The organism is Nocardiopsis coralliicola (genome assembly GCF_054779695.1).
Genome location: NZ_BAAGXT010000081.1, coordinates 1 through 10,701 on the forward strand (window position 1 = coordinate 1; position 10,701 = coordinate 10,701).

Annotated in this window: 11 protein-coding genes; 7 read left to right on the forward strand and 4 right to left on the reverse strand. The window is 76.5% G+C overall.

Annotated elements, in window-relative coordinates; translation table 11 throughout:
* From ACYVGT_RS27620 to ACYVGT_RS27630, 3 genes are all read right to left on the reverse strand, one after another.
* Positions 1–804, reverse strand: an 804-nt coding sequence (locus ACYVGT_RS27620) for a TIGR04222 domain-containing membrane protein (protein ID WP_460863673.1), incomplete at its 3' end; no start/stop codon positions are given.
* A 303-nt stretch (positions 805–1,107) separates the two neighbouring features.
* Entirely contained in the window at positions 1,108–1,596 is a 489-nt protein-coding gene (ybaK, locus tag ACYVGT_RS27625; protein WP_460863675.1) for a Cys-tRNA(Pro) deacylase, read from the reverse strand.
* 321 nt (positions 1,597–1,917) lie between these two features.
* Positions 1,918–2,484, reverse strand: coding sequence for a ferritin (locus ACYVGT_RS27630; protein ID WP_460863678.1), 567 nt, complete (start codon positions 2,482–2,484; stop codon positions 1,918–1,920).
* A 299-nt stretch (positions 2,485–2,783) separates the two neighbouring features.
* Here ACYVGT_RS27630 and hisD point away from each other — a divergent pair, with 299 nt between their 5' ends.
* The 7 genes from hisD to hisF all read left to right on the forward strand — a co-directional run bounded on the left by hisD (position 2,784) and on the right by hisF (position 8,569).
* A complete protein-coding gene (hisD, locus tag ACYVGT_RS27635) occupies positions 2,784–4,091 on the forward strand; it encodes a histidinol dehydrogenase (RefSeq protein WP_460863680.1) in 1,308 nt (435 codons plus the stop codon).
* 119 nt (positions 4,092–4,210) lie between these two features.
* A complete protein-coding gene (locus tag ACYVGT_RS27640; RefSeq protein WP_460863698.1) occupies positions 4,211–5,338 on the forward strand; it encodes a histidinol-phosphate transaminase in 1,128 nt (375 codons plus the stop codon).
* A gap of 45 nt (positions 5,339–5,383) precedes the next feature.
* Positions 5,384–5,977 (forward strand): imidazoleglycerol-phosphate dehydratase HisB, encoded by a 594-nt coding sequence (gene hisB, locus ACYVGT_RS27645; protein ID WP_460863683.1) that lies wholly within the window; start codon positions 5,384–5,386, stop codon positions 5,975–5,977.
* Between the two features lie 134 nt (positions 5,978–6,111).
* Complete coding sequence (locus tag ACYVGT_RS27650) at positions 6,112–6,270, forward strand: hypothetical protein (protein WP_460863685.1); 159 nt, start codon at positions 6,112–6,114, stop codon at positions 6,268–6,270.
* Positions 6,271–6,378: 108 nt separating this feature from the next.
* On the forward strand, positions 6,379–7,014 hold the full coding sequence (gene hisH / locus ACYVGT_RS27655) for an imidazole glycerol phosphate synthase subunit HisH (RefSeq protein WP_460863688.1): 636 nt from the start codon (positions 6,379–6,381) through the stop codon (positions 7,012–7,014).
* A 47-nt stretch (positions 7,015–7,061) separates the two neighbouring features.
* Positions 7,062–7,802 (forward strand): bifunctional 1-(5-phosphoribosyl)-5-((5-phosphoribosylamino)methylideneamino)imidazole-4-carboxamide isomerase/phosphoribosylanthranilate isomerase PriA, encoded by a 741-nt coding sequence (priA, locus tag ACYVGT_RS27660; protein ID WP_460863691.1) that lies wholly within the window; start codon positions 7,062–7,064, stop codon positions 7,800–7,802.
* Positions 7,799–8,569 carry an imidazole glycerol phosphate synthase subunit HisF gene (hisF, locus tag ACYVGT_RS27665; RefSeq protein ID WP_460863693.1) on the forward strand — a complete coding sequence of 257 codons (771 nt, stop codon included), beginning with the start codon at positions 7,799–7,801 and terminating at the stop codon, positions 8,567–8,569. The genes priA and hisF overlap by 4 nt, the downstream gene beginning before the upstream one ends.
* Positions 8,570–8,971: 402 nt before the next feature.
* Here hisF and ACYVGT_RS27670 read toward each other — a convergent pair.
* Positions 8,972–10,701 (reverse strand): glycosyltransferase (locus ACYVGT_RS27670; protein ID WP_460863696.1); only part of this gene is annotated, 1,730 nt, incomplete at its 5' end.

Genomic DNA, 10,701 nt, shown 5'->3' on the forward strand with positions numbered 1-10,701 from the left:
GCGGCCGCGGGCGGCCGCGGAGACGGTGTGTGCGGCGAACCAGCACGCGTAGAGCACCGCGGCGGTGGCTGCCGCCGCATACGGCACCGGGGCCGCCGCGACGGCCGCGGCGGCGGCCACCGCGCCGCACGCGGCCGCGCCCAGCAGGCCGCCCAGCAGCCGCCACGCCAGGTGCAGGTGGAAGGGGTAGGTGAGCAGCAGGACCGCGCACAGGGCCGGGCCGGCGCCCTGGGGGCCGCCATCGGGCCGCATGCCCAGCGCCAGCAGGGCCGGGCCGGCAAGCGCCGCCGCGATGCCGGCGGCGGTCAGGGTTCCGCAGGTGAGCGCGCGGAGCCGGCGGACCGCGCGCAGCCGCTCCGGCGGGGTGTGCAGGCCCAGGCGGCGCAGCCGCCACAGCAGCGCGGTGCACATGTCGCCGCCCGCGGCCGCAGCGACGAGGTCGTCGGCGGGCACCGCCGAGCGCGGCTCGACCCGTGCCTCCAGGGCGCGCGCGATCGGTGCGAGCGCACGCAGCGGGGGAGGCGCGCTCTCCGGGTCGGGCTCGGGAGCCGGCCGCGACACCGAGCCGTCGCCGCGGGCGACGACCCGGCCGCCGAGGAACAGCGCGGCGAGCGCGACCTCGCCGACGCGCTGCCGGCCGCCGGCGAGCATCGCGAGCTCGAACGGGGTCAGCTCCTCCGCGCCCAGCGCGGGCCGGAGCGGTCCGCGGGCGCGCGCCCGGGTGAAGGAACGGCGTGCGGCGAAGTGGCAGAGCACGACCGCGAGGTGCACGGAGACCGTGGCCGACACGATCGCCGGGATCATGGCCGCTCCTCCCGCCCCGCATTCACCTGTGATGCAGACCACAGTAAGGCGGGGTCCGGGCCGTGAGAAGTGCCCGCGCCGCCCGGATCGCGTCAGCACCGGTGGGGCGCGCAGCGGGATCGGTCCCGCACCCTGCCGCCGCGCGCCAGCGGCACGGGGCCGGCGGCCGGGCGGTATCGGGGGTGCGCTTCCCGCGTGCACCCCCGGGCGGAAGCCGCCCGGTGCGCACCCCACCACTGCCGCGCTGCGGCGCTGTGCCGGGACGGCCCGGCGGTCCGCTGCCGGCACGGCCGGGCGGCCTCCTCAGCCGTGCGGCTCGGCCGCGATCGGGCCGGTGCGCGCCGCGGTGAGGGAGGCGAGATCGGCGGGGGAGAGCTCCATCTGGAGTCCGCGGCGGCCGGCCGAAACGAAGACCGTGGCGTGTCCGGCAGCCGAGTCGTCGATGACCGTCGGCAGCCGCCGCCGCTGCCCGAGCGGGCTGATACCGCCGCGCACGTAGCCGGTCGTGCGCTCGGCGGCGGCAGGGTCGGCCATCCTCGCCTTCTTCCCGCCGGCGGCGGCCGCCAGCGCCTTGAGCGACAGCGTGCCGGACACCGGCACCACCGCCGCCGTCAGTGTGCCGTCGACCTCCGCCACCAGCGTCTTGAACACGCGCTCGCGGGCGGTGCCCAGTGCGTCAGCGGCGGCATGGCCGTAGGAGTCCGCTCCGGGGTCGGCGCTGTAGGGGTGGAGTGTGTAGCTGATGCCCGCCTTGTCGGCTGCCGCCGTCGCCGGCGTGCCCTTCCCGCTCATGCCAGGTGTCCCTCCCGTGCGCCGCCGTGCGGCGCAGCTGCGCGTCCGGCCGGGGCCGCCCAGCGCGGCTGCATGCGCGGCGCGCGGAACGGCTCCGCCGCGGCCCCGGCTGCTCCACTATGCCGCCTCTGCGGGCCGGCCCGGTCCGGCGCCCGGCGCCGCCGCGGCAGCGGAGCGCGGCGGGCCGGGGGCGCACGGGAAGGGCCCCGGCCCGAGTGCAGTGCACCCGGGCCCGGGGCCCCGAGACTTCGGCACGGCCGCCGCCGGGCGGCACGGGCGGGGCGGTCGGCGCGGCTGTGCCGCCCGGCCCGCCCCGGCGGGTCAGCTCACCGACGGGCCGGCGGTCTCCGGGGCGGAGAGGGCGCCGCCCTCCTCGCCTCCGCTCGCCATCTCGCGGGCCAGCCAGGTCTCCACCTCGAACATGCTGCCGCCGCCCGCGCGGTCGACCACGTCGAGGATCGTGGACATGGTGTGTTCCTCCTCGACCTGCTCCTGCAGGAACCACTGGAGGAACTGCTCGCCGGTGTAGTCGTTCTCCTCGCGGGCCACCCGGGCCAGCGTGTGGAACTGGCCCGTGACGCGCTGCTCCTGCGCCAATGCCAGGGCGACCGGCTCGCGCGGCGAGGAGAACTCGACGGTGATCTCGTCGGGGCGCGGGACGGTGAACGGGACATCCTTGTCCAGCAGGTACCGGGTAATCATCATCGCGTGGTCGCGCTCTTCCAGTGCCTGGCTGTAGAAGATCCGCGCGAACTGCGGGAAGTGCCGCTCGTCATACCACGCCGCGACCGCAACGTACTGGTGCGACGCGGTGAACTCGTGCCGGATCTGGTCGATCAGCAGGCGATGGAACTTGGAAAGGCCGTGCTCGTTGCTTCGTGAAGTCATGTCTCCGACCCTAGCCCCGGAAAAAGGCGATGTCGAATAAATGGAGCGCAATTTCCCTCACTAAGGGCCTCCTTTGTTCGATAAGGCAAACCTTTGTTTATGGGTGGCGCGGCCGGCGCCTGCCGCACCATTCTGAGGTAAGGAATACCAAAGTGCGGCGATCCGTGCGGCGGGTGCGGCGCGAAGGCGCCTCGGCGCACCGCCGCGGCCGTCCGGGGCCCGGCCGCCCGCGCCCGCAGTGTGGCCAACCCCGCCCCGTCCGCCGCCCAGACCGCCCCGTGGGCCCCTAGACTGGCCCCGTGATCTCCCGAATCGACCTCCGAGGCAGCAGTGGCGACCCGCGCGACCTCCTGCCGCGCGCCGCGACCGACGTCGACTCCGCCGTCGAGAAGGTCCGCCCGATCGCCGAGCAGGTGCGCACGCACGGCGACGCCGCACTCATCGAGCTGGCGCGCCGCTTCGACGGCGTCGAGCCGGCCCGGCTGAAGGTGCCCGCCGAGGAGATCACCGCCGCACTGGCCGGGCTCGACCCGGATGTGCGCGCAGCGCTGGAGGAGTCCATCCGCCGCGCCCGCCTGGTCCACCGCGACCAGCGGCGCACCGACACCACCACCCAGGTTGTGCCCGGCGGGACCGTCACCGAGCGGTGGATCCCGGTCGACCGGGTCGGCCTGTACGTGCCGGGCGGCCGCGCCGTGTACCCGTCCAGCGTCGTCATGAACGCCGTACCCGCCCAGGAGGCGGGCGTGCGCTCGCTCGCCGTCGCCTCGCCGCCGCAGGCCGAGTTCGGCGGCCTGCCGCACCCCGCCGTCCTCGCCGCCTGCGCCCTGCTCGGCGTTGACGAGGTCTACGCAGCCGGCGGCGCCCAGGCCGTCGCGATGTTCGCCTACGGCACCGAGAGCTGCCCCCGCGCCGACATGGTGACCGGCCCGGGCAACATCTGGGTGGCGGCGGCGAAGCGGCTCCTCAAGGGGCGCATCGGCATCGACGCCGAAGCCGGGCCCACCGAGATCGCGGTGCTGGCCGACAGTACCGCCGACCCCGGCCACGTCGCCGCCGACCTGATCAGCCAGGCCGAGCACGACACCGTCGCCGCCTCGGTCCTGATCACCCCCTCAACGGAACTCGCCGACGCAGTGGAGGCCGAGCTCGCCGAGCGGGTGCGCGCCACCAAGCACGCCGACCGCGTCGCCGAGGCTCTGGCCGGGCCGCAGTCGGGCATCGTCATCGTCGACGACCTCGAGCAGGGCCTCGCGGCGGCCAACGCCTACGCCGCCGAGCACCTCGAAGTCATGACGGCGGACCCGCAGGCCACCGCCGCGCGGGTGCGCAACGCCGGCGCCGTGTTCGTCGGCCCCGACAGCCCGGTCTCGCTCGGCGACTACCTCGCCGGCTCCAACCACGTGCTGCCCACCGGCGGCTGCGCCTGCCATTCCTCCGGGCTCAGCGTGCAGACCTTCCTGCGCGGTGTGCACGTCGTCGAGTACGGCCGCGGCGCGCTCGCCGAGGCGGCCCCGCACGTGGTCGCGCTGGCCGAGGCCGAGGACCTGCCGGCGCACGGCGAGGCGGTCACCGCCCGCGTCGGGCGGCCCGCCCCGCGGCCCTGACCCCGCCGGCAGGCGGCCCGGCGCCGGGCCGCCTGCGCAAGCCCCGGACCCGCGGCCGGCCCCAGCCCGCCCGGCACAACGACGACAGTGCGAGTGGTAGCAGCGTGAACGACGGCAGTGTGAACGACAGCGCGACCGGCGCCGGCCAGGGCAGCGCCGCGGCGGACGGCGGCTTCGGCCTCGCCGACCTGCCCATCCGCGACGACCTGCGCGGGATGCACCCCTACGGTGCGCCGCAGCTGGACGTCCCGGTGGCACTCAACACCAACGAGAACCCGTTTCCGCCGTCGGACCGGCTCGCCGCCGCGCTCGCCGAGGCGGTGGCCGACACCGCCCGCGGCCTCAACCGCTACCCCGACCGCGATGCCACCGCGCTGCGCACCGCGCTGGCCGGGTACCTGGGGCACGGCCTGGACGCCTCCCGGGTGTGGGCCGCGAACGGCTCCAACGAGGTCCTCCAGCAGATCCTGCAGGTCTTCGGCGGTCCCGGCCGCACCGCGCTCGGCTTCGAGCCGTCCTACTCCATGCACCCGGTGATCGCCCGCGTCACCGGCACCGCCTGGGTCGCCGAGCAGCGCGGCGCCGACTTCACCCTCGACCCCGGCGCTGCCGTCGCCGCCGTCGAGCGGCACCAGCCCGACGTGGTCTTCCTCACCTCGCCGAACAACCCCACCGGTACCGCGCTGCCGGTGGAGACGGTGGCCCGGGTCGCCGAGGCCGCCCCCGGCGTGGTCGTGGTGGACGAGGCCTACGCCGAGTTCCGCCGCGCCGGCACGCCCAGCGCGCTGAGCCTGCTGGCCGAACATCCGCGGATCATCGTCAGCCGCACCATGTCCAAGGCGTTCGCGCTGGCCGGCGCCCGCGTCGGCTACCTGGCCGCGCACCCCGCGGTCGTCGAGGCGCTGCAGCTGGTCCGGCTGCCCTACCACCTTTCCGCCGTCACCCAGGCGGTCGCCGGCGTCGCCCTCGACTTCGCCGGCGAGCTGCTCGGCGGCGTCGACCGGCTGCGCAGCGAGCGGGACGCGCTCGTCGACTGGCTGCGCGCCCGCGGCTTCGCCGTGGCCGACTCCGACGCCAACTTCGTGCTGTTCGGCGAATTCGACGACCGCGAGGCCGTCTTCGCGCGCATGCTCGAGGCGGGCGTGCTGATCCGCCAGTCGGGGCCGCCGCGGTGGCTGCGCACCACCATCGGGACCCCTGAGGAAATGTCCGCATTCCGGGAGGCGTTGCTCAAGGCGACGGCCTGAGGGCCGCCCCCGAGCCGCCGCCCGGCGCACCAGGAGAGCACCACCATGACCCGTACCGGCCGCGTCGAACGCGCCACCAAGGAGACCAAGGTGTCGGTCGAGGTGAACCTCGACGGCACCGGCACGGCCGACGTCGCCACCGGCGTCGGCTTCTACGACCACATGCTCGACCAGCTCGCCAAGCACGGGCTGTTCGACATCACCGTGCGCACTGAGGGCGACCTGCACATCGACTCCCACCACACGATGGAGGACACCGCGCTCGCGCTCGGCGCTGCGTTCCACGAGGCCCTCGGGGACCGGGCCGGGATCCGGCGCTTCGCCGACGCCAAGGTGCCGCTGGACGAGGCGCTCGCCGAGGTGACCGTCGACGTGTCCGGGCGCCCCTACCTGGTGCACTCCGAGCCCGAGGGGATGGCGCCGGTCATCGGCCGCGACTACGACACCACCATGACGCGGCACATCCTGGAGTCCTTCACCGCGCAGGCGCGCATCGCGCTGCACGTCCGCGTGCCCTACGGCCGCAACGCCCACCACATCGTGGAGTGCCAGTTCAAGGCGCTCGCCCGCGCGCTGCGGTCGGCCTGCGAGAAGGATCCGCGCGTCACCGGCATCCCCTCCACCAAGGGCGCCCTGTAGCGCTCCGGGCGGCGGGGCGGACCGCGCACGCCGGCGCGGAGCAGCCAGGCCTGGAACCACGGAAGGACTGAGGACACGGTGCGGACCGACACGGCAGGCGCAGCGCCCCGCGGCGCGGGCAGCGGGGTGCGGTGATGGAGAGCATCTGGGGCATCGCCCTCGTCGCCCTCGGCGGCGTGCTCGCCGGCGGGGCCTACTCCACCTGGGGCAGGTCCCGGGTGCTGGCCGCCGCTCTCGGCGCGTGCGCCGCCCTCGCCGTCGCCGGCGGCGTGCTCCGGCTCGGCTACTTCTAGGGCGTGCCGGGCGGCCGCTGTCCTGCTGCGCGCCGCCCTGGCGCGCCCCTCGCCGGAGACCGCCCGCACGCACCCCCGCGCCGCACCCGACAGAAAGGCACGATCGACGTGCAACCACGCGTCGCCCTCCTCGACTACGGCTCGGGCAACCTGCGCTCGGCGCAGCGTGCGCTGGAGCGGGCCGGCGCCGACACCGTGCTGACCGCCGACCCGCACACGGCACTGGACGCCGACGGCCTGGTGGTGCCGGGCGTCGGTGCGTTCGCCGCCTGCATGGACGGGCTGCGGGCGGTCGGCGGCGACCGGGTGATCGGCAAGCGGCTCGCCGGCGGGCGCCCGGTGCTGGGCATCTGCGTCGGCATGCAGATCCTCTTCGAGCGCAGCGTCGAGCACGGGGTCGAGGCCGAGGGCTGCGGCGAGTGGCCCGGCACCGTGGAGCGGCTGGACGCGCCGATCGTCCCGCACATGGGCTGGAACACCCTCGACATCGCCGAGGACAGCAGGCTCTTCGCGGGGATCGGCCCCGAGGAGCGGTTCTACTTCGTGCACTCCTACGCGGTACTCGACTGGGAGCTGGAGCCCGCCTCCGCCCGTATCGCGGCGCCGAAGGTCACCCGCGCCACGCACGGCGCGCCGTTCGTCGCCGCCGTCGAGAACGGCCCGCTGTCGGCCACCCAGTTCCACCCCGAGAAGTCCGGCGACGCCGGCGCGCGCGTGCTGGCCAACTGGGTCGGCGGACTGTAGCGCCCCGCGCCGCCCGCCGCACCCGACCCCGAAACGAAGGCGAGACCATGTCCACCACCCTCGAACTCCTCCCGGCCGTCGACGTCTCCGGCGGCCAGGCCGTCCAGCTGGTCCAGGGCAAGGCCGGCTCCGGCGGCCGCTACGGCGACCCGCTGCAGGCCGCACTGGCCTGGCAGGAGGCCGGAGCCGAGTGGATCCACCTCGTCGACCTGGACGCCGCCTTCGGCCGCGGAAGCAACCGCCCGCTGCTCGCCGACATCACCGGCCGACTCGACGTGCAGGTGGAGCTCTCCGGCGGCATCCGGGACGACGACTCGCTGACGGCCGCCCTCGCCACCGGCTGCCGCCGCGTCAACATCGGCACCGCGGCGCTGGAGGACCCGGAGTGGTGCGCGAAGGCCATCGCCGAGCACGGCGACCGCATCGCCATCGGCCTGGACGTCCGCGGCTCCACCCTGGCCGCGCGCGGCTGGACCCGCGACGGCGGCAGCCTCGACGCCACCCTGGACCGGCTGGAAGCCGAGGGCTGCGCCCGCTACGTCGTCACCGACGTCAACAAGGACGGCACCCTCAAGGGCCCCAACCTCGACCTGCTGCGCTCGGTGTGCGCTCGGACCGACAAGCCCGTCGTGGCCAGCGGCGGCGTGTCCAGCCTGGACGACCTGCGCGCCATCGCCGGCCTGGTGCCCGAGGGCGTCGAGGGCGCCATCATGGGCACCGCGCTCTACGAGGGCGCGTTCACCCTGACCGACGCCCTCGCCGCGGTGCGCGAGGAGGCCCGCCGGTGAGCCTCGCCGTCCGCGTCATCCCCTGCCTCGACGTCGACGCCGGCCGCGTCGTCAAGGGCGTCAACTTCCAGAACCTGCGCGATGCCGGCGACCCGGTGGAGCTGGCCGCCCGCTACGACGCCCAGGGCGCCGACGAGCTGACCTTCCTCGACGTCACCGCCTCCAGCGGCGACCGGGCGACCACCTACGACGTGGTGCGCCGCACCGCCGAGCAGGTCTTCATCCCGCTCACCGTCGGCGGCGGCGTGCGCACCCCGGACGACGTCGACCGGCTGCTGCGGGCCGGCGCCGACAAGGTCGGCGTCAACACCGCCGCGATCGCCCGGCCCGAGCTGATCCGGGAGATCGCCCAGCGGTTCGGCAACCAGGTCCTGGTGCTGTCCGCCGATGTCCGCCGGGTCGCCGACGGGCCGCCCACCGCGAGCGGATTCGAGGTGACCACGCACGGCGGGCGCCGCGGCACCGGCACCGACGCGGTCGAGTGGTGCGAGCGGGCTGCCGCGCTCGGCGCCGGCGAGATCCTGCTCAACTCGATGGACGCCGACGGCACCCGGGACGGCTTCGACCTGGAGCTGATCCGCGCCGCCCGGGCGGTCGTGGACATCCCGCTGATCGCCAGCGGCGGCGCGGGCGCCGCCGGCCACTTCAGCCCGGCCGTCGAGGCCGGCGCCGACGCCGTGCTCGCCGCCTCCATCTTCCACTTCCGCGACGTCACCATCGGCGCCGCAAAGGCCGACCTCGCCGCCCACGGGCACCCGGTCCGCTAGGGCGTTTTGGGTGGGCACCTGTCCTGCTGCGCGGTGAACGCCATTCACCCAACACGCCCTAGCCGAACTGCCGCCTCCCGTCCCGGGCACCGGCTGCGCCCCGCGGGCCCTGCGGTGCTCGGAGCCCGGCCGCCGGCTACCGCAGGGCGGGAGTCCGCCCGGGGCAGTGCTGCGGCCCTGAGCGCGACCCGCGGGGCGCCGCGCGCTCGGGTCCGGCCCTGCGCCCTGCCGGCGGAGCGGATCTGCGCTCTGGGACGGCCGCATCCGGCGCTCCGCCGTACCCGCCGCTGCGTCCCTCCTGCGGTGCGGGGCCCGGGCCCTGCACCGCCGCGCCGGGCGCGGCAGTTCAGCGCGTTACGCGGCCGCCCGGCCGCCGCGCGGACCCGGTCCGCGCGGCGCGGTTCACGGGGCGGCACCCAGGCGGGTGTAGACGTCGAGGTGCGCTGCGGCGACGCGGTCCCAGGTGAGCGCGGCGGCGATCGCGCGTCCGTCCGCGGCGAGCTCGGCGCGCAGGGCGGGGGAGCGGTAGAGCCGCTCCAGAGCGGCGGCGAGGGCCGCGGGATCCTCGGGCTCCACCAGCAGGCCGGCGGTGCGGCCGCCTGCCGCGCCCGCACCGGCGCCGCCGCCCGCACCGCCCGTGTCGCCGGGGCGGTCGGCGCCGCTGAGCAGGCCGCGCAGCGCCGGCAGGTCGCTGGCGGCCACCGGCGTGCCCAGGGCCATCGCCTCGACCGGCTTGAGCGGCGTCACCAGCGCGCACACCCGCGCCGCGGTACGCGGCACGGCGAGGACGTCGAGCGCTGCCTGCGCCTGCAGCGCCGCATCCGGCGGGACGCGGCCGGGCAGCACCGCATCGTCCAGGCCCGCCTCCCGGACGGCCCGCTCCACCTGCCCGCGGTCCGGGCCGTCGCCGACCAGCAGCAGCCGCGCCGGCACCCCCCTGCTGCGCAGCAGCGCCACCGCCCGGGCCAGCACGCCGAACCCCTCGTAGCCGACCAGGCTCGACACCGAGCCGACCGCGAACTCGTCCGGGCCGATGCCGTGCGCCCGCCGGAACGCGGCGCCGTCCGGGCGGGCCGCCAGCAGCTCTGCGTCGACCGCGTTCGGGGCGAGGGTGATCCGCTCCGGGGCGACCCCCCGGCCGACCAGCTCGGCCCGCATCGCCGCAGACAGTGTCACCACGGCGTCGGCACGGCGGGCCACCGCGGTCTCGCGCGCCACGATCAGCCGGTGCCGCTCACTGCCGCGGGCCTCCTCGCCGACCGCCGCGAGCCACGTCTCCTCGCCGAACCCGCGGACCTCGTAGACGACCGGCAGCCCGGTCCGGGCGGCCACCCGCAGCGCCAGCGTGCCGTTGCGGTGGTCGCCCGCCGCGTGCAGCACCGCCGGCCGCAGCTCGGCGACGAGAGCGGCCACCTCCGCCACACCGGCGTCGATCCGCCCCGCGAGCCCGCCCGGCAGCGGCTGCCCGGGCAGCACCGCGCGGTAGTCCACCCCGTCCAGCTGCCACCGGTCGGGCCCGTCCAGCCCCGCCTCCGGCCAGCCCGGGAACGCGGCGACGGAGGGCTCCAGCCCCAGCGCGCGCTGCGCTGCGGCGATGCGGTGGGTGCGCACGGTGTAGCCGGCCGAGGCGACCGGCAGCGCATTCGACACCAGGTGCAGGACGCGGCCCGGGACCGCGTCCGCGTATGCCGCGCGCGTCCGCGGCGGCGGGTCCTCGGCCAGCGCGCGGCGCTCCCCCGCGAGCCGTTCGGCGAGCAGCGCGGCCGTCGGGTGGCCGGGGCCGCCGGCGGCCCCGGTGAAGGGCTGAACGGCGTCTTCGGCCTCGGCGAGCCGCCCCTTCTCGAACAGGATGCGGGCACGGCGCACCGCCGCGGCGCCGCCGAGCCGCACCCGGTAGTGCTCGGGCAGGTCGGGGAGGGCGGACAGCGCCGCTTCGGTGATCCGCGGCCGCTCGGCTGCCGCCAGCACGGCGGCGATGCGCCGTGCGGTGCGGTCGCCGGGGCGCCCGGGGCGGTGGGCTGCGCCGGCCAGCGCGCGCATCCGGGAGCGCGCACCGTCGGTGTCCTCCGCTGCGGCGAGCAGGAGCAGAGCCGCATCCGGACGGCCGGCGCCCGCGCCGCCGCGGCGGCGCA

What these genes read in the sequence shown, in the direction of transcription:
- ybaK (WP_460863675.1), bottom strand. Translation starts at nt 1,596, where the DNA reads ATGAGCGGGAAGGGCACGCCGGCGACGGCGGCAGCCGACAAGGCGGGC.
- ACYVGT_RS27630 (WP_460863678.1), bottom strand. Translation starts at nt 2,484, where the DNA reads ATGACTTCACGAAGCAACGAGCACGGCCTTTCCAAGTTCCATCGCCTG.
- hisB (WP_460863683.1), top strand. Translation starts at nt 5,384, where the DNA reads ATGACCCGTACCGGCCGCGTCGAACGCGCCACCAAGGAGACCAAGGTG.
- ACYVGT_RS27650 (WP_460863685.1), top strand. Translation starts at nt 6,112, where the DNA reads ATGGAGAGCATCTGGGGCATCGCCCTCGTCGCCCTCGGCGGCGTGCTC.
- priA (WP_460863691.1), top strand. Translation starts at nt 7,062, where the DNA reads ATGTCCACCACCCTCGAACTCCTCCCGGCCGTCGACGTCTCCGGCGGC.